This window comes from uncultured Halovibrio sp., from assembly GCF_913056445.1.
Taxonomy (GTDB): domain Bacteria; phylum Pseudomonadota; class Gammaproteobacteria; order Pseudomonadales; family Oleiphilaceae; genus Halospina; species Halospina utahensis_B.
The window spans coordinates 1-22,347 of record NZ_CAJXMA010000018.1; the positions used below are offsets into that span (position 1 = coordinate 1).

23 protein-coding genes are annotated in these 22,347 nt (G+C 63.7%); 5 read left to right on the forward strand and 18 right to left on the reverse strand.

Annotated elements, in window-relative coordinates:
* Both QZ501_RS05670 and QZ501_RS05675 read left to right on the forward strand, forming a co-directional pair.
* On the forward strand, nucleotides 1-255 hold a 255-nt coding region (locus QZ501_RS05670; protein ID WP_295717900.1), incomplete at its 5' end, for a DsbA family protein.
* Nucleotides 252-902, forward strand: coding sequence for a DsbA family oxidoreductase (locus QZ501_RS05675; protein WP_295717901.1), 651 nt, complete (start codon nucleotides 252-254; stop codon nucleotides 900-902). The genes QZ501_RS05670 and QZ501_RS05675, both read left to right, overlap by 4 nt.
* 16 nt (nucleotides 903-918) lie before the next feature.
* On the opposite strand, the gene QZ501_RS05680 is transcribed toward QZ501_RS05675, so the two are convergent.
* From QZ501_RS05680 to QZ501_RS05695, 4 genes are read right to left on the reverse strand one after another with little or no spacing between them, the layout of a single operon-like run.
* Nucleotides 919-1,974, reverse strand: a complete 1,056-nt coding sequence (locus QZ501_RS05680) for a mechanosensitive ion channel domain-containing protein (protein ID WP_295717902.1) — start codon at nucleotides 1,972-1,974, stop codon at nucleotides 919-921.
* The gene (locus tag QZ501_RS05685) at nucleotides 1,974-3,392 is read right to left on the reverse strand and encodes an NAD(P)(+) transhydrogenase (Re/Si-specific) subunit beta (protein ID WP_295717904.1); all 1,419 of its coding nucleotides are present in this window, start codon (nucleotides 3,390-3,392) and stop codon (nucleotides 1,974-1,976) included. The genes QZ501_RS05680 and QZ501_RS05685 overlap by 1 nt, the downstream gene beginning before the upstream one ends.
* An 11-nt stretch (nucleotides 3,393-3,403) precedes the next feature.
* On the reverse strand, nucleotides 3,404-3,709 hold the full coding sequence (locus tag QZ501_RS05690) for an NAD(P) transhydrogenase subunit alpha (RefSeq protein WP_077531660.1): 306 nt from the start codon (nucleotides 3,707-3,709) through the stop codon (nucleotides 3,404-3,406).
* A gap of 2 nt (nucleotides 3,710-3,711) precedes the next feature.
* Nucleotides 3,712-4,836, reverse strand: coding sequence for an NAD(P) transhydrogenase subunit alpha (locus QZ501_RS05695; protein WP_295717910.1), 1,125 nt, complete (start codon nucleotides 4,834-4,836; stop codon nucleotides 3,712-3,714).
* A gap of 103 nt (nucleotides 4,837-4,939) precedes the next feature.
* On the opposite strand from QZ501_RS05695, the gene QZ501_RS05700 reads away from it, so the two are divergent.
* Nucleotides 4,940-5,683, forward strand: a complete 744-nt coding sequence (locus QZ501_RS05700) for a secretin N-terminal domain-containing protein (RefSeq protein ID WP_160899043.1) — start codon at nucleotides 4,940-4,942, stop codon at nucleotides 5,681-5,683.
* A 19-nt stretch (nucleotides 5,684-5,702) separates the two neighbouring features.
* Here QZ501_RS05700 and QZ501_RS05705 read toward each other — a convergent pair whose 3' ends face one another.
* Nucleotides 5,703-6,203 (reverse strand): DnaJ domain-containing protein, encoded by a 501-nt coding sequence (locus QZ501_RS05705; protein ID WP_192497283.1) that lies wholly within the window; start codon nucleotides 6,201-6,203, stop codon nucleotides 5,703-5,705.
* 94 nt (nucleotides 6,204-6,297) lie between these two features.
* Between QZ501_RS05705 and QZ501_RS05710 the strand changes: the two genes are divergently transcribed.
* Nucleotides 6,298-7,107: an inositol monophosphatase family protein gene (locus tag QZ501_RS05710; RefSeq protein ID WP_295717913.1), complete on the forward strand. Its 810-nt coding sequence runs from the start codon at nucleotides 6,298-6,300 to the stop codon at nucleotides 7,105-7,107.
* A gap of 6 nt (nucleotides 7,108-7,113) precedes the next feature.
* On the opposite strand, the gene QZ501_RS05715 is transcribed toward QZ501_RS05710, so the two are convergent.
* From QZ501_RS05715 to QZ501_RS05730, 4 genes are read right to left on the reverse strand one after another with little or no spacing between them, the layout of a single operon-like run.
* Nucleotides 7,114-8,133, reverse strand: a complete 1,020-nt coding sequence (locus QZ501_RS05715) for an ABC transporter ATP-binding protein (protein ID WP_151439920.1) — start codon at nucleotides 8,131-8,133, stop codon at nucleotides 7,114-7,116.
* A 2-nt stretch (nucleotides 8,134-8,135) separates the two neighbouring features.
* Nucleotides 8,136-9,653 carry an iron ABC transporter permease gene (locus tag QZ501_RS05720; RefSeq protein ID WP_295717915.1) on the reverse strand — a complete coding sequence of 506 codons (1,518 nt, stop codon included), beginning with the start codon at nucleotides 9,651-9,653 and terminating at the stop codon, nucleotides 8,136-8,138.
* On the reverse strand, nucleotides 9,650-10,684 hold the full coding sequence (locus QZ501_RS05725; protein WP_295717917.1) for an ABC transporter substrate-binding protein: 1,035 nt from the start codon (nucleotides 10,682-10,684) through the stop codon (nucleotides 9,650-9,652). Before QZ501_RS05725 ends, QZ501_RS05720 begins: the two co-directional genes overlap by 4 nt.
* A 1-nt stretch (nucleotide 10,685) precedes the next feature.
* Nucleotides 10,686-11,486 (reverse strand): hypothetical protein, encoded by an 801-nt coding sequence (locus tag QZ501_RS05730; protein ID WP_295717919.1) that lies wholly within the window; start codon nucleotides 11,484-11,486, stop codon nucleotides 10,686-10,688.
* Nucleotides 11,487-11,761: 275 nt separating this feature from the next.
* On the opposite strand from QZ501_RS05730, the gene QZ501_RS05735 reads away from it, so the two are divergent.
* Nucleotides 11,762-13,051 (forward strand): sensor domain-containing diguanylate cyclase, encoded by a 1,290-nt coding sequence (locus QZ501_RS05735; RefSeq protein WP_295717921.1) that lies wholly within the window; start codon nucleotides 11,762-11,764, stop codon nucleotides 13,049-13,051.
* Nucleotide 13,052: 1 nt separating this feature from the next.
* On the opposite strand, the gene QZ501_RS05740 is transcribed toward QZ501_RS05735, so the two are convergent.
* From QZ501_RS05740 to QZ501_RS05780, 9 genes are all read right to left on the reverse strand, one after another.
* Nucleotides 13,053-14,372 (reverse strand): NADH:flavin oxidoreductase/NADH oxidase family protein, encoded by a 1,320-nt coding sequence (locus QZ501_RS05740; protein ID WP_295717923.1) that lies wholly within the window; start codon nucleotides 14,370-14,372, stop codon nucleotides 13,053-13,055.
* Complete coding sequence (locus tag QZ501_RS05745) at nucleotides 14,372-15,169, reverse strand: thiazole synthase (protein ID WP_295717967.1); 798 nt, start codon at nucleotides 15,167-15,169, stop codon at nucleotides 14,372-14,374. Before QZ501_RS05745 ends, QZ501_RS05740 begins: the two co-directional genes overlap by 1 nt.
* A 64-nt stretch (nucleotides 15,170-15,233) precedes the next feature.
* Nucleotides 15,234-15,434, reverse strand: a complete 201-nt coding sequence (gene thiS / locus QZ501_RS05750) for a sulfur carrier protein ThiS (protein ID WP_151439914.1) — start codon at nucleotides 15,432-15,434, stop codon at nucleotides 15,234-15,236.
* Between the two features lie 31 nt (nucleotides 15,435-15,465).
* Entirely contained in the window at nucleotides 15,466-15,828 is a 363-nt protein-coding gene (locus QZ501_RS05755; protein ID WP_151440046.1) for a DUF423 domain-containing protein, read from the reverse strand.
* 25 nt (nucleotides 15,829-15,853) lie between these two features.
* A complete protein-coding gene (locus QZ501_RS05760; RefSeq protein ID WP_160899036.1) occupies nucleotides 15,854-16,660 on the reverse strand; it encodes a symmetrical bis(5'-nucleosyl)-tetraphosphatase in 807 nt (268 codons plus the stop codon).
* Nucleotides 16,657-17,469 (reverse strand): 16S rRNA (adenine(1518)-N(6)/adenine(1519)-N(6))-dimethyltransferase RsmA, encoded by an 813-nt coding sequence (gene rsmA, locus QZ501_RS05765; RefSeq protein WP_295717926.1) that lies wholly within the window; start codon nucleotides 17,467-17,469, stop codon nucleotides 16,657-16,659. Before rsmA ends, QZ501_RS05760 begins: the two co-directional genes overlap by 4 nt.
* Nucleotides 17,466-18,473, reverse strand: coding sequence for a 4-hydroxythreonine-4-phosphate dehydrogenase PdxA (pdxA, locus tag QZ501_RS05770; RefSeq protein WP_295717929.1), 1,008 nt, complete (start codon nucleotides 18,471-18,473; stop codon nucleotides 17,466-17,468). The genes rsmA and pdxA overlap by 4 nt, the downstream gene beginning before the upstream one ends.
* The gene (locus QZ501_RS05775) at nucleotides 18,470-19,795 is read right to left on the reverse strand and encodes a peptidylprolyl isomerase (protein WP_151439910.1); all 1,326 of its coding nucleotides are present in this window, start codon (nucleotides 19,793-19,795) and stop codon (nucleotides 18,470-18,472) included. The genes pdxA and QZ501_RS05775 overlap by 4 nt, the downstream gene beginning before the upstream one ends.
* Nucleotides 19,796-19,817: 22 nt before the next feature.
* Nucleotides 19,818-22,217 carry an LPS-assembly protein LptD gene (locus QZ501_RS05780; protein ID WP_295717932.1) on the reverse strand — a complete coding sequence of 800 codons (2,400 nt, stop codon included), beginning with the start codon at nucleotides 22,215-22,217 and terminating at the stop codon, nucleotides 19,818-19,820.
* Nucleotides 22,218-22,347: the final 130 nt, after the last annotated feature.

Below are 22,347 nucleotides of genomic sequence, written 5' to 3' on the forward strand. Positions count from 1 at the left end.
GGCCTGGACTGGACCGAAGCCCGCCAGTGGCTGGACAGCGAAGACTGGCGTGACGAAGTGGAAGCCAACCGCCAGGAACTCTACCGGATCGGTCTCTGGGGCGTGCCCGGGTTCCGCTTCGGCAACGTTACGGCCTGGGGCCAGGACCGGCTGTGGCTGATCCAGGAAACCATGCGTGGCGGGGATTGTACCCATCCCGAGCGATCCCCAGAATCAGGGCAGCAGTCATCCCAGAACCAGGCCGTTTCCCCATGACAACCCTGCATATCGACATCGTCTCCGACATTGCCTGCCCCTGGTGCGCCATTGGCTATGCCCGTCTGGAGCAGGCGATGGACCAGCTTGCCGGCGAATGCAATTTCACGGTGAGCTGGCATCCGTTTGAACTCAACCCGGACAAGGACACCGACGGCGAACCCATCCTGCAGGCCCTGAGCCGCAAGTACGGCCGCAGCCCCGAAGAAATGGAGAAGGCCCAGAACGACATGACGGCCATTGCCCATGAACTCGGCCTGAATTTCGAGCGCATGCAGGAGCGCTACACCCGGAATACCTTCAACGCACACCGGCTGGTCATGTGGGCCGGCGAACAGAACCGCCAGACCGAGATGAAAAAGGCCTTCTTTGAGGCCTATTTCGGGCGCGCGGCCGATATTTCAGACGATGGGGTACTGCTGGAATGCGTGGCCGCCATCGGCCTGGATACGGGCGAGGCGCGCCGGGTCCTGGATGAGGGCGACTTCGCGGAAGCAGTCCGGAAGGAAGAGGCCTATTACCAGAAAGCCGGCATCTCCGCCGTCCCGGCCTACGTCATCAACCAGCAGTACCTGATCTCCGGTGCCCAGGAGCCGGATTACCTTGTTCAGGCGTTCCGCGACATCCAGGCGGGCACCGCGGCCTGACCGAGGGCAGGCGGAACTACTCCCCCGGGGTAACCAGTTCCGCCCGCATACGCGGCAGATACCCGGGATAATGGCCGTTCACGAACACGACAAGCGACTCGCGTATGGCGCACCGCAGGTTCCAGAGCTGGTTGGAATCCGCTGCGCTCATCAGAAAACGGACCTGCATGCCGCGCTCCCCCGCCTCAATCACCTGAACCGATGCCGTCTTCCCATCCCATTCCGCGGAGGCCGCCAGCAGGCGTGAGAACTCCTCGCGCAGCGGCTCAAGGGGCATCGCGTAGTCCAGCCACAGCACAACCCCACCCATCAGGTCCGTGTTGTGGCGGGTCCAGTTCTGGAAGGGATTCTCTATGAACCACTGCAGCGGCATAACGATCCGCCGCAGGTCCCACACCCGCAGCACCACGTAGGTGGCCGTAACCTCTTCGACCCAGCACCATTCGCCTTCCACATTCAGAACATCGTCAATGCGGAAGGGTTCGGTGAGCGCGATCTGCATGCCCGCCAATAGATTGCCCAGGACCGGGCGTGCCGCGAACCCCAGAACGATCCCGCCGATACCGGCGGACGCCAGGAGGCTGGCCCCGAACTGGCGCATGGGCTCGAATGTCATCAACGCCAGGCCGGCACCGATGATAACCACCAGGACGTTCAGGCCGCGCACCAGGAAGCGCGTCTGGGTCTCCACTTTCCGGGCTCGCCGCCACTCACCCGCCTCAACGGGATTGAGCGTGACGATGACATCACCAATCGCCGAGGCGCACCGTACCGCCGCCCAGGTCACGGCCAGAATCAGCAACAGGCTGGCGACATGCCGCATGCCGGCCAGCAACGGCAGTTGGTCCCCGACGCCCTGCAATACCGCATTCACGGCAATCAGACACAGGGACACACCGATAGGGCCGGCGGCGGCATCCAGAAAAAGCCGCGCCGTGTCAGTGGCCCTCGTGAAGTGGCGGATGACAGCCAGTGACAGCCGATAGCCAACCAGCGTGGCGACCACAGCAAAAACCACGGCCACCACCGGGAACAGCCATGTCCCCAGCACGGTCTCCAGTGAAGCCAGCATCAGGCGTTACCGAGTGACTTGACCGCCTCGATCATCTCCACCATCACCTTCTGGGCATCGCCGTACACCATATGGGTGTTATCCGCGAAGAAGAGCTCGTTCTCGACGCCGCTATAGCCCCTGCCCTGACCGCGCTTGACCACGAAGGCTTGCTGGGCATAGTCCACGTTCAGGATGGGCATGCCATAGATGGGGCTGGACTCGTTGGTGCGCGCCGCGGGGTTCACCACGTCATTGGCGCCGATCACCAGGGCCGCATCCGACAGCGCGAACTCCTCGTTGATGTCCTCCAGGTCATGGATGATGTCATAGGGAATGCCGGCCTCTGCCAGCAGTACGTTCATGTGCCCCGGCATGCGTCCGGCCACCGGGTGGATGGCGAAGGCCACCTCGACACCCTGCTTCTGCAGCAGTTTCACGAACTCGTAAAGCTTGTGCTGGGCCTGCGCCACCGCCAGGCCATAGCCGGGCACGATGATCACCTTCGAGCCGTAGTACATGGAGATGGCGGCATCCGATGCATCCACCGATTTCATGGAGCCCTCGATACCGCCGGAGCCATCGTCTTCCTCACCGAAGTTCGAGAAGATGACGTTGCTCACCGAGCGGTTCATGGCCTTCGCCATCAGGAACGTCAGCAGCGTGCCGGCGGACCCCACCACGGTACCGGCAATGATCATCGCCGGGTTCTGGAGCACGAAGCCCTCAAACGCCACGGCCAGGCCGGTGAAGGCATTGTAGAGCGAAATGACCACCGGCATGTCCGCGCCGCCGATGGGCGTGGTCAGCAGCACCCCCAGCACCAGGGCGGCAATGAAAAAGAGCGTGATGCCGGTGGTGGGCACGCCACCGGCACCGACGATCAGGACATAGAGCGCAAACAGCGCGGCCAGCGCCAGCAGCCCACCATTAACCAATTGCTGGGTGCTGAAACGCAGGGTCCTGTTGAGCCGGCCATCCAGCTTGGCCCAGGCGACGACCGAACCCGAGAGGGCCACCGCGCCGATCAGACCGCCAACCAGCGCCAGAACCGTCACCACGAAACCGTAGTGCTGGGCATTACCGGAATACAGCTCCACGGCCGCGATGGCCGCCGCGGCACCACCGCCCATGCCGTTGTAGAGCGCCACCATCTGCGGCATCCCCGTCATCTCGACGCGCTTGCCACTGCGCCAGGCCCAGGCCACACCGATCCCCAATGCGACCAGGGCCAGCAGGAAATTGGTACCAAGGTGCTCCGAAGCCGCCGGGCGTACGTCGAAGGCATACAGGAAGGCGGCCGCGACCGCGATCACCATGCCCCAGCCCGCAACACGGATACCGGAGGGTGCGGTCACGGGGCTCGCCATGCGCTTGAGCCCGTAGATGAACAGCAGGGTTGCGACAAAGAAAGCCGCTGCGATCAGGAAACTCACCATGATTGTGCCCCTCAGTCCTGCCGGTCACTGGATTTGAACATGTCGAGCATGCGGTCGGTTACCACGTAACCGCCGGCCGCGTTACCCGCGCCCAGCAGGACGCCGATGAAACCGATCGTCTGCTCCAGTGGTGTGGCGGCATTGAGCAGTGCCCAGATGGCGCCCACCACCACGATGCCGTGCACGAAGTTGGAGCCGGACATCAGCGGCGTATGCAGGATCGCCGGCACCCGGCCGATGATCTCGTAGCCGGTAAAGGCCGCCAGCATGAAGATGTAGAGCGCAACAAAGCCGGTAATGGCCGTGGTGGCATCCATGATCAGTCCCCCCTGACGGCTTCAGCCGCCACTTCGTCCCGGATTTCGCCCGCGTGCGTCAGGCACGAGCGGGCAATGACCTCGTCTTCCCAGTTGAGCTGGATCTCGCCATCAGCGACGATCAGCCCCAGGAAGTTGAGCAGGTTCTTGGCGTAGAGTTCAGACGCGTGCTCGGCCAGCAGACTGGGCACGTTCAGTGGGGCCACAATGGTCACGCTGCCCTCCTCCACCGTCTCGCCCGGCTGCGTCAGCGGCGTGTTACCGCCACCGTCGGCCGCCAGATCCACGATCACGGCGCCTGGTTTCATACCCCGGATCTGTTCCTCACTGAGCACCTTCGGGCTTTCCTGCCCCGGTATATTCGCGGTGGTGATCACCGCATCCGCGTTCTGGACATGGCGTGTCACCACTTCCGCCGCCCGGGCTTTCTCCTCATCGGTCAGTTCCCGGGCATAACCGCCCTCGCCAGTCGCGGAGACGCCGGTGTCCACGAACTTCGCGCCCAGCGATTCCACCTGCTCCGCGGCCTCGCTGCGCACGTCATAGCCTTCCACCATGGCTCCCAGGCGCCGCGCGGTAGCAATGGCCTGCAACCCTGCGACACCGGCACCGATGACCAACACCTTGGCCGGACGGATGGACCCCACCGCCGTGGTCATCATGGGCAGGATACGATGCAGGTTGGTTGCCGCCAGAAGCCCGCCGTAATAGCCCGCCAGGGCGGCCTGGGTGGAGAGCGCGTCCATGGCCTGAGCGCGCGTGATGCGCGGCACCCGATCCATGGCAAAACAGGTGACCTCCTGCTCCACCAGTGCTTCCACGACCTTGGGATCCCGGTGCGCGTAGACAAAGGACAGAAGGATACTGCCCTTTTTCATCTTCCGGATCTCGGACGGGCTGGGGGCCTGAACGCTGAGCACGATATCCGCCTTGCCCAGCTCCAGCTTCCCTACATGGATGCCGGCATCCTCATAGGCCTCGTCCGGAATCCGGGCCGCTTCACCAGCCCCCTTCTGGATACGGATCTCAGTCCCCAGCTTTTCCAGCTTGGGCGCCACCGCGGGTACCACGGCCACCCGCTTCTCGTTGGCCCGTGTCTCCCGGGGCGCAGTGATGGTCACCGTCATAACGGCACTCCCTCGTTAGCAGGATGCTATCCTGAGCGTGAAACGGTCGCGCACCTGTTGCCGGTGCGATACCCTGAGCATAGATGGCATTCCATGGAATATCATGAAACCAGTCAACCGCAACCTTATTCTGGCCTGTCTGTCACTGCTGCTGGCCATACCGGCCGCATTCGCCGCTCCGGAAAGCCATGTGTTTGAACTGGAGAACCGGCGGGCTCAGACGGTAGTCCCCCAGCTCCGCAACCTCTACGGGGATGACATAAAACTCTCGCCGGACGGACAGACCCTGATGGTGCGCGCTGAGCCCGAACAGCTCGCCGAGATCAAGACCCTGCTCAAGCAGATCGACCAGCCCGTACGCCAGGTACGCCTCTCCCTGCGCCACCGGAAGATGGCATCGGGTGAGGACGACAACCGTGGCAGCAGCCGTGTCTACAGTACCCGGAAGGACTCGACGCGCTCACTGGTGGTCCAGGACCAGCAGATCGCACAGATCTCGTCCGGTCGTATCGCGCGGCTGCCCGTGGCGGCGCGTGGTGGCAGGAACCCGATGGTGATTCTTGAGGAAGTGGACATGACCAGCGGCTTCCTTGTGCGCCCCACGGTGCTCAGCGAGAACCAGGTGGAGCTGCACATCACCGCCATCCGCAACGAGCCCGTACCGGGCCAGCCGGATTACAAAACGGCCGGTGTGGTGACCATCCGCCGGGTAAACCCCGGCGAATGGGTGGAGCTGGGTGAGGAGCGCCGGAGTATCCGGGATCAGAAGGGCAGCCGGGTCTACAGTACACAGTCAAAAGGCAGCCGACTCTGGGAAGTAAAGGTGAACGTACTTCCAGCCCGCTGAGTACCGCCGGAAACCCGCTTTACCGCAGGGTCTTCAGCAGCACCTCCTTGGCCTCATTCACCCTTGCAGCCAGCTCATCACTGCCACCGTGGTCCGGATGCACCTTCTGGATCAGCCGCCGGTGCGCCTTCACGATCTCATCCCGGCCGGCATCCACGGGCAGATTGAGAACATCCCGTGCCTGCTCCGGATCCATACGGCCCGAGCTGGGCGGCGCCTGCTGGCCACTGTCATACTCCTGCCCGCTATCCGCGCCGCCCCCGGCACTACGGATACGGCGCCACAGAAGCCAGAGCTGGAAGGCGCGCCAGCCGCGATGCGCAAAGGGCACGAGTGCCGCCAGCAGCCCTCCGATCACATGCAGCCGCCCGGTGACCACCAGCAGTGTACAGAGCGCGCCCACCGCCACGGCTACGCCCCAGAACAGCCCCTTGCGCTTTTCCGCCGGATCCAGGCGCGCCCACTGGCGCAGCAGCAGGAAGAGCAGGACGGTAAGAACAAGGCCTAGAATCAGATGCATAGGGTTTCCGTTTTGTGGCCATACCGGGGGCCGGAGTACACTACGCGGCAGACCGACCCGATCCGCCATATCCTACCAGAGGGGCCGCACCTCAATGCATGACGACCTGACCGCCATTACCGAATTCGCCGAGGAAACAGCCATCCAGGCCGGTGAGCTCATCATCCAGGAGCGCCGTCAGGGCAGCATGGAGCACAATTATAAGGATGCCACCGAACTGGTGACCCAGGCGGACATCAAGGCGGACGAGTTCATCGCTCAGCGCATTCGTAACGCCTACCCCGGTCACCGCATCCTCTCCGAGGAAGCCATGCCCGACCTGACACAGGCGGAGAACCTTGACACACCGCTGTGGATCGTTGACCCCATCGACGGAACGGTGAACTACGCCTACGGCCATGGCCAGGTGGCGGTGTCCATCGCCTACGCCGAAAAGGGGCGGGTCCGGACCGGCGTGGTCCACTGCCCCTTCCAGCAGGAAACCTTCATGGCAACCCATGGTCAGGGGGCGCTGCTCAACCGCATGCCGATTGAGGTCTCCGGCGCCACCAACCTGCGCCAGAGCCTGATCGCCACCGGTTTCCCCTACGGTAAGGATGAGATTCCGACCCTGATCCGGCGCCTGGAAAGGGTGCTCACCGAGTGCCGTGACATCCGGCGCATCGGCTCCGCAGCCGTGGACATCTGCTGGGTGGCCTGTGGCCGGCTGGATGGTTACTACGAGAGCGTCAGCCCCTGGGACTTCGCCGCAGCCCGGCTGATCGCGCTGGAAGCCGGCGCCACCTGTGGTCACTTCTCGGAAGTACCGGAGGGCTATCCAGAGGATCTGTGGGGGCGGGATATCATCATCACCGCACCCGGCATCCACGCCAGCCTCAAGCCCCTGCTTCCGGAGCCGGACTGAACGGCATCAGGCCGCTGGTTCTGGCGTGAACGCGGCGAGAGGGTGCTCAGAACTGATCCGCAGATGCACCGGCGCGCCCACAGCCAGATCCAGCTCATGGTTGGTCCGCACCCGCAGGGCCTCGCCATCGCAGACGCGGATGGCGTAAAGCCGTGTCTCGCCCTCATACCGGCGCCACTCAACCACGCCGTTACCGTCCCGTGAGGGCACCACCGTCAGATCATCAGGGCGTACCATCAGGTCTACTTTCTCACCACTGGCGCCCTGGGTGATGGCGGTGGCGCTGCCAAGCGGCGTCGCCACCACAGGCCCGTCCCGGTGCCCACGCACGAAAGCCGCCTCTCCCAGGAACTGGGCGGCGAACCGGCTTGTTGGCTGGCTGAAGCACTGCTCCGGGGTATCGAGCTGTTCCAGGCGGCCGTTATTGAGAACCCCCAGGCGGTCCCCAACCGAAAGTGCCTCCTCCTGATCATGGGTCACCCAGAGCGCCGGCACTCCGGCCTCCTTGAGGGCCGTACGGATATCCCACCGAAGAGTGTCCTTGAGGGCGGCGTCCAGATTGGACAGCGGCTCATCCAGAAGCATCAGCTGGGGCTTGTGGGCCAGTGCCCGGGCCAGGGCGACACGCTGTTTCTGCCCGCCGGAAAGGCGCTCCGGCATGGCATCGGCCAGCGCTGTGAGCCCAAGCCGCTCCAGCCACTCATGGGCGGGCCCGCGATCGCTGAGACGGAAGGCGACATTGTCGATGACGCTGAGGTGGGGAAACAGCGCGAAGTCCTGGAATACCATCCCGACCCGCCGTTTCTCCGGCGGCACGTCCCGCTTCGGTGTAATCCGCTGATCCCCGAGCACGATCTCCCCGGCATCCGGGCGCACCAGCCCAGCGAGTGTACGCAGCACCGTGGTCTTGCCACAGCCGGTCGGCCCCACGAGCATCAGGATCTCGTCCGCGCCCAGACTGAAAGACAGATCCGCCAGTACGGGTGTCTGGCCGTAGGCAAGGCTCAGGTTGCGAACATCCAGCATGATTACCCCTTATTCTCTGCAAGGCCCGCTTTCAGGCCCCGCTCACCACTGACCATCAACACCAGCGCCACCCCTGAGATCACCACCAGAAGCAGGCCCGGAACGCCGGCACGGCCGAAGTACCCAGCCTCATAGACGCGCCAGAGCTCCGTGGCCAGGGTGTCGAACCCAGTCGGGCGCAGCATCAGTGTTGCGGGCAACTCGCGCATCGCCTCCAGAAATACCAGCGCCCCTCCGGCAACCACACCCCGCAGCGTCAGCGGCAGGCTCACGCGGCGGAACGCTTCCCAGCGGGAGGCCCCCAGAAGGCGGGCGGCGTGGGTCATGTTGTCGTCCACCCGCTCCGCCGTGGAGCGCACCGCGCCCACCGCCAACGGCAGGAACCGCAGCATGTAGGCCAGCACCAGGAGGAACAGGGTCTGGTAAAGCACCGGCACCCTGAGCCCGAGATGGACCAGAGCCGTACCCATGACGATGCCAGGCACCCCGAAACCGAAGTAGGTCAGCCTGTCCATGACGCGGCCCGCAGGCCCTGCAAGCGCCGCATACGCGACCGGCAGCGCCAGCAGAACCGCGCCGAGTGCCGCCAGGGAGGCTGCCCAGGCCGAGTTGACCGCCGTCATGGGGTCAAAGCCGGCCAGACCATCACGCGCGATCCAGATACCGAAAAGTGCCAGAGGCAGCCCCACAGCCAGAGCAAAGACCAGCACCGCCAGTCCCATCATACCAGCTCCGGAGAGGGTACCGGGGGTCACAACCAGCGTGCGGCCGGGTCGTTCCTGCTCTGTTCCGAAGCGGCTTTCCAGAAACAGGATCAGACCCACAATCACCAGCAGGTGCAATGAGAGCATCGCGGCCTGGCTGAGACCAAAGGCATTGTATTCAACAAAGATCACACGGGTGAACGTGTCCACGCCCATGATGGCCGGCGTACCGAAATCCGAGAGCGTGTAGAGCGCCGCCAGCAGCGCGCCCGCCGCAATGCCCCGGCGCACCCGGGGCAGAACCGCCCGCCACAGGGCCTGCGGCAGCGACAGCCCCAGCGTACGCGCCGCATCCAGGACGCTGGCATCCAGCCCCCGCAGGGACGCCCGGGTGGTCAGCAGTACAAAGGGGAAGGTGTAGAGCGACATCACGACGGCCGCTCCGGTAAGACCGCGGAGTTCCGGTGTCGGAATGCCTGTCAGCTGCTCAATCTCGCCCCCGGGCCCGAAGGCCGCATAGAACGTGAAGGCACCGATGTAGCTCGGCATCGCCAGTGGTGCCGCCAGAAGAGGCAACCATAGACCACGCAGGGGAAGCCTGACATAGGCGGTCATGACCGCCAGAGGCACACCAAGAAAGAGCGACCCGACAACCGTCAGCCCGGCCAGCGCCAGTGACTGCCCCAGAACGTCCAGCCAGTGGGGGTCCCACAGGGTGTCCGCCCCGACACCAAGGTCCAGCAGGACCAGCAACGGCAGCACCGCCAGTATGGCAACGGGTGCGGCCAGCACATAGGAGACCGGCCAAGGCCTCATAACACTCCGGCATCACGCATCAGGTCCAGCGTCGGACGCATGTCCGCAAGGCGGGTCAGCTCAAGCTCGGGCGGCTGGATGCGATCCTCCGACGGCAGCCCCTCGGGCAGTTCCACACCACTGACCATCGGAATCTCATACGCCTCACGCGCCAGATAGGACTGGACCTCGGTGGTCAGCAGATAGCGGATGAAGTCCATGGCCACGGGGCGTTCCGACAGTGCCATGGCGCCGGAGGCATTCAGCAGTGAACCGGCGTCATCACGGGTCATGGCCAGGGCGACCGGGGCGTCCGGCTGGCCGGACAGCAGTCGAAGAGTGTAGTAGTGGTTGGCCAGCCCCAGATCCACTTCCCCCCGGGAAACACCCATAACGACACCGAACTCCCCCGCGTCCTGGCGGGCCCGGGCTTTCATGCCCAGGAGCCACTCGCGCGTGGCTTTTTCGCCCTCGAGCAGCCGCATGGCGGTGATGAAGGACTGGAACGAGCCATAGGCGGGTGCCCAGCCAACGCTGAGGTCCGTTTCCGGCAGTGCCATGATGTCTTCGGGAATCTGCTCCAGGCTCAGACGATCACTGTTGAAGGGCAGTGTTCTGATCCGACCGGAGACAGGCACCCAGTTATCGTAGCGGAACCCCTCTCTCAGCCCGGCACCAAGTGCCTCGGGAACGGGCTGGGCAAGGCCGGCATCACTGACCAGCCCCAGGGATCCGGAATCCACAGCCCAGAACAGATCCGCCTGCCGCACCCCGGCTTCGGCCTCTGCCACAATGGTGTTTGCCAGCGCCACCGTGGGGCCGCGGCGCACCTGCAGAGAGAGCCCCGGGTTGCGATCCCGGATGGCATTGATGACATCCTCATAGAGGCCGCCTTCGCCACGCCCCAGATAGAGCGTCAGCTCCCCCTCAAGCGCTGGCAGCGACTCAACGGAAAAGGGCGCCCCGCCCCTGCCGGCTGCCAGGCCGGGCAGAGGAAGAGCGCCCATAATACCGAGCGCGCCCAGAGCGCGCACCACATCCCTTCGGGTCACATCAGAACACATCGCCCTGACTCTCTTCGGCTTTCTGAAGCAGCTCCTGTGCCCGGCTGAGCTTCTCTTTCATGGCATCAACCTGAGCGGTCACCTCAGAGACAGGCGCGCCTTTCTCCAACTGCTGGGGCAGCGTCACGTTGAAGTCCTTCTCCAGCGACTCAACCAGTTCCGCGTCCTGCTCGATCAGTGCCCCCTCAATACCCTCGAAGATCTCCATGTAGGTGTCATGCACCAGCTCAGTGGCCTCTTCGGTCTCACCTTCAGCGTGCTCCACGGTGACCTTCTCCAGGTTGGTGATGATCCGGTCAACCGGGTCACCTCCCGCGGAACCAGCCTCCTGACCCTTATTGGAACCACCGGATGCCTGATGCTTTGAAGCCATCTTCACGGCGCCCAGACCCTGCCACAGCGCGGCTTCCAGAGCTGCCTTCTCCGCGCGGACACGCTCAATGCCGCTGTCATTGTCCACAGCTTCCTTGAAGCCATAGATGCCCTGCCAGATGGAGGCATAGACCGGCACATAGGTCACCTCCACCGCCGCGTGCAGCTTTACCTCTTCCCAGAGCTCAATGAGCTGATCCGTTTCCACGGCGTCCGGGCCGTTCTCGGCATAGGCTGACGCCATGGTGTCAAGGCGGTCGGTGAACCGACCAACATCCTGTTCATAGGTGCCTAGATTGCTCTTGAGGTTCTGGACATGCTCACCAATCTCACCACTGGCCAAGGCACTGGTGGAGGCGAAGCCAACAGACACGGCCAGTGCCAGTGCTCCGGTAACTGCCGTAAAACGCTTACGCATCACGTTTCCCTCTATCCCAACCAATTTCGCAAACAATAACGATTCTCACCTCAACAGTAAAGGCATCGCGGCCTGCCACCCGGGCATGTGATAAGCCCAGACAAGACTCACCCAGCAAAAGCAAGCATGACAAACCCCATCCACCCTATTGCTCGGGTGGCCCACGACAACCGCGAATAGCTCAACGGGCTGCCTCTGAAGATGAAACTGCTAGACTGAACAATGAATGTGAAGGGATCTCGCGCAGACACCAACCTGAAACGATCAGAGATACGTTGCTGCAGAACGAAGATATTCTGAGACTGAGCCATAAGGTGGCCCAATCCGGGCACTGGTATATAAGGCTCAATGACAACACGCTCTTCTGGTCTGAAGAAGTGTTCCTCCTGCACGGGATGTCGCCCAACGCGATTCCCCCTACCGTGGACAATGCTCTCAGTTTCTACCACCCGAACGATCGTGATCGTGTTGAGGCATTGATCAACGAAACCATCGAGACGGGCAAGCCGCTGTCTTTCGATGCGCGCATCGTCCGCGTGGATGGAGACGTCCGCTGGGTGGAGACGCTGGGTGAACTCAAGAGCAGCCCGGCTTCCAACACAAGGTATCTGTTCGGGATATTCCGTGATATCACGGAGAACCAGCAACAGCGGATGCACAACCAGCGGCTGGCCTGGGTACTGGAAAACACCCAGGAACTGATACTGATGACGGACAGTAACGGCCGCATCAACTGGGCCAACAGCGCCTTTGAAACCCTCAGCGGTTACAGCCTGGAGGAGGCGCGGGGCCACAAGCCCGGCGACCTCCTACAGGGCCCGGAAACGGATCCACAAACCATTGCCTACATGCGCGACTGCGTGGCCCGCCAGCAGGGCTTTTCCTGCGAGGTTCTGAATTACACAAAAGGCGGCGCCCACTACTGGCTGCGCATCTCCTGCCAGCCTGAATTCGATTCAGACGGCAAGCTGTATGGCTTTAACTCGATCCAGACGGATATCACCCAGAGTAAGCAGATCCGCTTCGACCTGGAGGCCGAAATCAACGAGCGGCGCCGGCTTGAGGAACAGCTGCGGTACCTCGCCACCCATGATGAACTGAGCACCCTCCCCAACCGCCGGCACTTCCTCGAGCAGGCGGAGAAGGAAGTGGAACGGGCCATACGCCACGGGCGGCCGCTGAGCCTGCTGATGATCGACATGGACCATTTCAAGCGGATCAATGACCAGTACGGCCACAGCACCGGGGATGAAGTCATCCAGGCGTTTGCCGAACGCTGCCAGGGCATGCTGCGTAAATCGGACACGGCCGCCCGGATCGGCGGCGAGGAATTCTCGGTGCTGTTACCCGAGACAGGCAATGACTCCGGACGCCAGATGGCGGAGCGGCTGCGCAGCCTGATCGCCCACGAGCCAATCCACACCCAGGCCGGCCCTATTCACCTGACTCTGAGCATTGGTGTCAGCACCTATAGCAAGGCATCCCCGAGCGTTGAGGCGATGATCCAGGAAGCCGACAGGCATCTTTACGAGGCCAAGGATAACGGCCGGGACCAGGTCGTATAGGTCATCCGCTACGCCTGAGCCAAAACGCCGTACTCAGCTCGTCCCCGAAGTAACGCGCAAAGGCCCCGAGCACGCTCAGGTTCAGGTCCACCGGTTCGCCGTCCGCCAGATGGAAGATCTGCTGGTAGTACCAGGCCTGGGCGCCGAGGACGTTGATCATCTTCAGGGGCATCAGCGGGCTTGCCGGGGAGAACCAACCGGTGTTGGCCAGGCGCAGGCGGGCCTCGTGGTTCACGGCCTGGTCAATCCGCTTCTCGATCAGCTCTTTCGGGGTATCCGGGTCCGTGCAAAGGGGCCGCCCGAGCCCGATCACGTCCAGCTCGCCACTGGCCAGGGCTTCTTCCATCAGGCTGCGGGTACGGAAGCCGCCAGTGACCATCAGCGGACACCGACAGACCTTACGGATCGCCTCAGCATACTCCAGGAAGTAGGCCTCCCGCGCACGGGTACTGGCCCGGACCGCGCCCGGCTCGCTCGCCGTGTCGGCATCGCCACTGTGGCCCAGAAGGCGCGGCTGCTCGTAAGTGCCGCCGGAGATCTCCAGCAGGTCGATGCCTTCATCATTGAGCCACTGCACCACCCGCAGGCACTCCTCGTGGTTGAACCCGCCTTTGCGGAAGTCGTCCGAGTTCAGCTTCACGGCCACCGGAAAGTCCGGCCCCACCGCCTCGCGGGCCGAGCGAACTGCTTCCAGAAGGAACCGTGCCCGGTTTTCAAGCGAGCCGCCCCAACGGTCCGCGCGCTGGTTGGTCACCGGGGAAAGGAACGAGGAGAGCAGATACCCGTGCGCCCCATGGATCTGGACGCCGGTAAAGCCCGCCGCCTTTGCGGTCCGCGCCACGCTCCCGAAGCGTTCGATGAAATCGAGGATCTCCGGATCGGTCAGTGCCCGCGGCCGCGCGTAGTTGCCCATCAACTCCAGCTGCACCTCAGAAGGGCCAACCGGCTCACTGGTCACGTAACGCGGTGACTGGCGCCCTGCGTGCGAGATCTGCATCCAGAGGTGGTTGCCGTTGCGTGTGCCCTCGCGCGCCCAGGCGCGCAGCGCCTCCATCCCGGCCGGCTCGCCCTCGGCCGGCACCGGGTCAATCGCCACATTGCCCGGGCGCTCCAGAACCCGCCGGTCGATCATAACGTTACCGGTGATCAGCAGGCCTGCACCACCGTCCGACCAGCGCCCGTAGAGCCGTTGATGGCGTTCCGTGGCATGCAGGTGTTGATCCGCCACGCCTTCGGTCATGGCGGCTTTGGCAAGACGATTGGGCAGTACAGAGCCGCAGGGCAGCGGCAGCGGTGTATCCAGCCCCGGGGAAGCCGTCATCAGAAAAAGGTCCCGTCCAGCGGCGATGAGGCGCTGGCGTAGGCCCGCTTCGGCATGCGCCCGGCCATGTAGGCATCGCGCCCTGCCTCAATCGCCTTGCGCATGGCGCCCGCCATCCGGACCGGGTCTTTTGCTTCCGCGATGGCGGTGTTCATCAGCACGCCATCGCAGCCCAGCTCCATCGCCAGACTGGCATCCGAGGCCGTGCCCACGCCGGCATCCACCAGGATGGGCACACTGGCGTTCTCCACGATGGTGCGGATGTTGTAGCGGTTCTGGATGCCCAGCCCGGATCCGATGGGGGCACCCAATGGCATCACAGCTATGCACCCCATGCGCTCGAGCTTGAGGGCAATCAGGGGATCGTCGTTGGTATAGACCATGACCCGGAAGCCATCATCAATCAGCTGTTCCGCCGCTTTCAGGGTCTCGGTGACGTCCGGGTACAGGGTCTTCTCATCACCCAGAACCTCCAGCTTCACCAGGTTGTGCCCATCCAGAAGCTCGCGCGCCAGCTTACAGGTGCGCACCGCGTCCCTCGCCGAGTAACAACCCGCCGTGTTCGGCAGCAGCGTATACTTCTCCGGCGAGACAATATCGAGAAGACTCGGCTCATCCGGGTTCTGGCCCAGGTTGGTGCGGCGGACCGCCATGGTCACCATCCGCGACCCACTGGCCTCAATGGCATCCCGCGCCTGCTCCCAGCTGCCGTATTTACCGGTACCCACCAGCAGGCGGGAGCTGTAGGTGGTGCCGTCTATGGTGAGGGGGGTATCCTGCGGGGATTCGTTGGTCATGGTGTCTCTCGTCTGGATCATGGGATCAGGGGGCAGGATCGCGGCCATGGCCGCTCCTACGGGGTCAGCCGCCGCCTATGGCGTGCACGATCTCGACCTGGTCTCCGGGCGCAAGCTGGTGTGACTCATGCTCACTGCGGGGCACGATCTCCTCGTTGACCTCCACGGCAATACGACGGCCGGTCAGCTCCAGGCGCTCGATCAGGGCCTGGATACTGGCGGTTTCGCCGACTTCGGTGTTTTCGCCGTTCAGGATAATGTTCATACTCTTAAACTGATGGTTGAGCCCATCAGCTTCAAGCCCCCAGCCGCAATCCAGTCACCACCAGACAGACCCATCCCACCAGGAACGCGACACCGCCGATCGGCGTAATGGCCCCCAGCACTTTCACACCACTGAGAACCAGTGTGTACAGGCTGCCACTGAACAGCAGGATGCCCACCAGAAAGGCCCAGGCCGCCGGTACCAGCCAGGAGGCATCCGGCCGGACGAGACCGATAAGCGCCACGCCCAGCAGGGCCAGGGCGTGGAACATCTGGTACTGCACCGCCGTCTGGAAGACGTTCATGTAATGCTCCGACAGCCTGCCTTCCAGCGCATGCGCCCCGAAGGCGCCCGCCGCCACGGCCAGTCCGCCCAGGATCGCGGCCACGCTCAGCCAGGTCCCTGCCGGGAAGCCGGCTTCAGTCGCAGGGTTCAACACGCGTCATCTCCTTTGTATCCAGATTCATTGCGGTGAGCTGGCCGTTATAGACGCAGCCTGTATCCAGCCCATGGATACCCTGCGTATTGGTTCGACCCTCCAGGGCGGCCCAGTGCCCGAAAATCAGTTCCACCGAATCCGGCCGCGGGTACTGGAACCAGGGCGCAAAACCATCGGGCGCCGCGCCAACCCCCTCTTTCGTCGCCAGATCCAGGGTGCCGTCCTCAGCGAGAAACCGCATGCGTGTGAAGTAGTTGGTGATCACCCGCCAGCGGTCCATCCCTTCAAGGGCGGCATCCCAGCGTTCGGGCCGGTTGCCGTACATTTCACGGAAGTAGCGCGGCGCCTGGTCACTCTGGAGCACTGCTTCCAGTTCACGGCTGTACCCCACCGCCTGCTCCGCCGTCCACAGGTGCGGAATACCGGCGTGCACCATCAGCAGGCCGCGCGCCTCATCCGGGATGGCAAAGTTCTGCTGCAGCATCCAATCGATCAGCTCATTGCGGTCCGGAGCCTCCAGGATCGCCTGAAGCGTATCCTTGGGCCGGGGCTCATGCCCGCCCAGCGCCACCGCCAGGAAGTGCATGTCATGGTTGCCCAGGGTCACCAGGGCATTGTCACCAAGGTCCCTCACCAGCCGCAGGGATTCCAGGGACTTCGGCCCCCGGTTGATGATGTCTCCCACAAACCAGAGCCGGTCCCGGTCCGGGCTGAAGCCGATGCGGTCCATCAGGGCCCTCAGGCTGTCATGGCAGCCGTGAATGTCGCCGATGGCGTACTCACTCATTCCGTACTCCCGTTGGATGCCTGTGCGTACAGATCATTGGCCAGCATCACGTAATCCGCCAGCGTCAGGTTCTGGGGCCGGAGCGTAGGGTCGATGCCCAGCCGTGGCCAGTCTCCATCCCCGAACAACGGTGCCAGCGCCTTGCGCAGCGTCTTGCGGCGGGCATTGAAGGCCGTCCGTACGACTTTCGCCAGCAGCTCCTGGTCATGGGCCGGGTTGTCGATAGTCCCGTGGGGCACCAGCCGCACAATGGCGGACTCCACTTTGGGCGCTGGGCTGAAGGCACCCGAACCGACCGTGAACAACGGCTGCACCCGGCAGCGGTACTGGGTCATGATCGCCAGCCTGCCCCACTGGCTTTCCCCCGGCGCCGCGGCCATGCGCTCCACGACCTCCTTCTGGAGCATGAAGTGCATGTCGCGGATCACGTCGCTGAATTCGAACAGATGGAAGATCAGCGGCGTGGCGATGTTGTAGGGGAGGTTGCCCACTGCCCGGATCGGCCCCTTGCCGGCGATGGCACGGTAGTCAAACCGCAGGGCGTCGCCTTCGTGGATGACCAGCTCCGGATAGCGGAAGAACTGGGCCCGCAGGCCGGGGATCAGGTCCCGGTCCAGTTCGATCATCTGAAGGGACGGGCAGGCCTCCAGCAGCGGCTCGCTGAGTGCGCCCATGCCCGGACCAATCTCGACGAGGTTATCCTCGGGCGTCGGGTTGATGGCGCCCACGATGCGGTCGATCACCCCCGCGTCGTGCAGAAAGTTCTGGCCAAAGCGCTTGCGCGCCTGGTGTCCCAACGGCCGGCTCATGCGCGCTCCTGCCGTGTCCGCTCGCGTTGGCGTACCATGTGGGCCGCCGTCTGGATGGCCTCATGCAGGCTGCCCGCGTCGGCCTGGCCAGTAGCCGCAAGGTCCAGGGCCGTACCGTGATCCACGGAGGTGCGGATGATCGGCAGGCCCAGGCTGATGTTCACCGCCCGGCCAAACCCCTTGTGCTTGAGCACCGGCAGCCCCTGGTCGTGGTACATGGCCAGGACGGCATCCGCCTCTTCCAGGTTGTAGGGCGTGAACAGGGTATCCGCCGGCAGCGGACCAATCAGGTTCATACCCTCGCTGTTCAGCCGTTCCAGAAGCGGTTCGATCACATCCATCTCTTCGCGGCCGAGATGCCCGCCTTCCCCGGCGTGCGGGTTGAGACCCGCGACCAGTATGCGCGGCTGGGCAATGCCGAAGTGCTTTCGCAGGTCGTCATTAAGGATGTGGAGCACCCGGCTGAGGCGGCTGCCGGTAATAGCATCCGGCACGTCACGCAATGGCAGGTGGGTAGTGGCCAGCGCCACGCGCAGCCCTTCGGTGGCCAGCATCATCACGACACCACTGGCGCCGGTTTTCTCCTGAAGGAACTCGGTGTGACCACTGAAGCGGATGCCGGCCTCATTGATCACCCCCTTGTGCACCGGCGCGGTGACCATGCCATCCACGATGCTGAGCTGGCAGGCCTCAACAGCCGCTTCCAGGGTCCGCAACACATAGCCCGCGTTCTCCGGGTCGAGCTTCCCGGCCCGGGTCGTCGCGACAGAGGCCACCGACCAGACCGGAAGCACACCGGCTCCGGTCGGAATGGGCTGGTCCGGTTCCCAGGGCTCAATCCGCACGTCCAGTTCAAGCACCCTGGCCCGCTCACGCATCAGGTCAGCGTCCGCGATCACCACCAGTTCCGTTTCCCGCTCACGGTCAGCCAGAGTAAGACACAGATCCGGCCCGATGCCGGCAGGCTCACCGGCTGTTACCGCCAGCCGTGCCGGACGGGTCAAAGCGTGCCCTCCATGCCACTGACCACGGTCTTGACGTCCACGTAGGCCTCCTCGCGGATCTGGCTCAGCCAGTTCTGGAGTTCCAGCTCGTACTGGCGTTGCTGCAGCGCCTGGCGGGCTTCATTGCGCCGGATTTCATCGCTCTGCTCCGCCACGCGCCTATCCTCAACCTTGAGGATATGCCATCCGAACCGTGAGCGGAACGGGTTACTGGTCTCGCCAACACCGGTCTCCATCATGGTGTCCTCAAACGCCGGCACCATTTCGCCGGGCCCGACCCAACCCAGTTCACCACCCTCAGAGACGGTACCGGGGTCATCCGAATACTCCTTGGCGAGCGCAGCGAAATCAGCTCCATTCTCCAGTTGCGACTCGATCTCGCGGATCAGTGACTCCGCCTCGGCGTCAGAGCGCTCCTGGGTATTGACCAGAATATGGCTCACCCGGCGCTGTTCCACTTCATTGGTATCCTGCCCCCGGCGGTCCAATGGTGTGACCACGTGGAAGCCACTGCTGCTCTGCAGCACCGGCGAAGGCTCGCCCACATCCAGGCGCGGGATCTCGCCGGCCACCAGCGACGGCAGCTCCTGACCGGAACGCCACCCCAGCTCACCGCCTTCCAGCGCGTTACGACCGTCAGATTCGGCAACCGCCAGCTCGCGGAAGTCGGCACCGTCCTCAAGCTGCTCCTGGATCGACTCCGCCTTGCTCCGGGCCGCCTGGACCGCTTCGTCGTTATTGAAGTTGTTCACCTCAATCAGGATGTGACCGAGCAGGTGTTCAATCCCGGAACGTTCACGCGCTTCCGCGGAACTCAGGAAGTTGTCCACCTCCCTTTCGGTAACACGCACGCGCCGGCCCACGCGCTGCTGCTGAACGCGGCTGACCAGCATCTCCCGGCGGATCTGCTCGCGCGCCTGCTGGAAACTCAGCCCCTCGCTGGACAGCGCCTGCTCGAAGGCGTTGAGACTGTTGAAGCCGTTGTTCCGGGCCACATTGCGCATGGCGCTGTTGAGCTCGGAGTCACCAATGCGAATGCCCATCTGGCGAGCCCGCTGGATCTGGATCTCCTCCAGGATGAGCTGGTCCAGAACCCGCTGGCGCAGCACGGATTCCGGTGGCAGCCGTGTGCCCTGGGCGCTCAGCCGTGAGCGGATCTGCTGGATCCGTGCCTGGAGCTCGGACTGCAGAACCACGCCCTCGTCCACCACGGCCACAACGCGGTCCAGCGGCTGGCGTTCGGCTCCGGCCGCCAGCATGGGCAGGCAGGCCAGGAATACCAGGGCCAGCAGGCTTGAAGGGCGCTGTCGTTTCGGAATCATGCTTACCTCAGTCTGAATGGGTTCAGGGCCATCGTTCCTGCGCCGGGCGCCGCAGCTGTTCGGGCGTTGGGCGCTCTCTGATGGCAGTGCGCTGATCAAAGCCGGGAATGGCATCACGGGCGGTATCCTGGGCATCGCCACTGCCACCCAGCCCGAGCAGTTGGATCTGGAACAGGAACCGGGTATCCAGTCCCTCATCCCGGGTACGGTAACGCTGGGCCACGAGCTGCAGGTTCCAGCAGCAGCTGCTGTACTCAAGTCCCAGCAGTGTGCCCGCTGTCTCCCTATTCTCCATATCGTAGAGCCAGCGGCCAATCAGGCTCGTCTGTTCGCCCAGCGCCAGCACCGTGCTCACATCCGACTGCTCCAGGTCGGTGTCCGCATCATAGGTGTGGCCGGCGTTGAACAGATAGCGGTAGTCGCTGGTATGGAAGCGGAACTGGCTCCGCCCACGAACGGTCTCACGTTCATCCGCGTCCCACTGTCCCGTGACCCGAAGGTCCATGGTCTCCAGCGGCCGCAGCACGAGCTCACCGGCGTACGGGGAACGCCTTTCCTCCGTGGTGCCAGCTCCATTGAGCGCCACCTCTTCATCGTCAAAACGGTGGATCTGGCCAAGGCTCACGCGGGCCCGCTCGATTCCGGCGTCCATATCATACACGCGCGAGGTCAGCGCCGTCGTGAGGCGGTTGTTATCCCCCACACGGTCCCCTCCCACAAAACGGTCACGGGCGAAGAGCTGGTTGAAGTTGAAGGAGTTGAGCCGGGTATCAAAGACAGGGATACCGTCCTGCTCGCGCTCCGGTGAGTACACGTAATACAGCCGCGGCTCCAGCGTCTGGTTGTAGAAGCTGTCGCCCACATCAAAGAAACGGTCGAAGTAGAGCCCGGCATCCACGTCTGCAAAGGGTACGCTGCGGCTGAAGCGCTCATCCCGTTCAATGTCATCCAGCTGGTACTGGGTATGGTCCAGCATCACCGACGTGCCGATGAATCCCGGCAGCCCCCGCAGCTCCCACCCCACTTCCGGGCGCGTCCGCAGGCGGTGGCCAATGGCCGCCTGGTCACCCTGAAGATCGCCATTTTCACGCCAGAAGTAGTTGTACTCCGTATCCTGGGCGGCATACCAGTTGCCACTGCTGGCACTGAGATCCAGCTGCAGCCTTGGCAGCTGGTTGTAAGGGCGGCTGGCTTCCGGGATCGCGGGGTCGATGGTCTGGAAGCCACGCAGTGCCGCAGAAAAACTCACGCCGGGCTGACTGTAGCGGAGCCGTCCATCCCGGCGCAGATGGGTGTTCTGCTGGATGTCCAGGGTCCGGTTGAGGTCACTGGAATAGTCGTCGTCTGAGACCGCCGCGTAATCCAGATCCCCTCGCCAGCCGCCACCGAAGTCTGCATCACTGGTGACATCCAGGCCCCAGCGCTTGCCGTCCATACCAGGATTCTCCGACTCGAATTCAGAGTCACTGTCGATAAAGCCCAGCTGTACATCCGTCTGCCCGAAGCGACTCAGATAGCGGGTCTCAAGCTCCGAGAAGTACCCCCGACCATGGATATACTGCGGGGTATAGGTCGCATCGTAGTGGGGCGCCAGATTCATGTAGAAAGGCGTGGCAAGGAACAGCCCGCTGCCGGCATTGGAACTGCCGAACGTTGGGTACAGGAAACCGGTATGGCGGCGATCATCGATCGGGAACCGGATCCAGGGCACGTACATCACCGGCACATCCTTCACCCGCAGCCGGACATTGCGGGCAGTGCCGAAGCCACTCGCCTGATCCAGGTCAACCCCGCTCGCCGCCAGCGACCAGTCATTGCGGCCGGGCTGGCAGGTGGTCATGACGGCCTGATCAATGCGCATGGCCTCTTCCCCGGTGCGCTTGATACGACCGGCACTGCCGCGCATATGGGCATCATGGAGCAGGAAGCGGGCAGTATTGAGGGTCAGGCTGCCGCCCTCATCGCTGGCCTCGGCTTCATTGCCGGTCAGCAGCACCCCGTTGGCGCGGCTGACCACGCCGCCACTGAGGTTGAGCATGCCGCTGCTCTGGTTGTACTGGGCACGGTCACTGCGTGCCCGGAGCTCGCCCTGGCGTACCCGCACGTCACCGCTCAGGTCCAGGGTCTCGTCCATACGGTAGCGGGCCTCTCGACTGGTGATATGGACAGGCCTGCCGTCACCTTCTCCCACAGGGGCGTCATCGGCACTGCTGGATTCAAGTGCCGGAGGGCGATAGGCGCCGCCACAGTAGGCCGGCACCTTTTCCTGCAGTTCCGGGGGCAGCTGCTCCCACTCCACCCAATCGATGGCGGCGGCCGAGCGGGGTTCCTGGGCCTGCGCGGACACACAGGCGAGCGTGATGCTGGCAGCCAGCATCCGGAGTCGCCCGGCGCGGTTGTTTGTCCACTTCTGTATTGCCACTCACCCTCTCCGGAGCGTCCACCGGCATGCGGCTGAAACAGGGGCACAGTCTACATGGGCCACTGCAGCATGTTAACGCTCTCTGGCCAGCTGGCAGAGGGTTAATGCAGAATACAACACATCTGAAAGG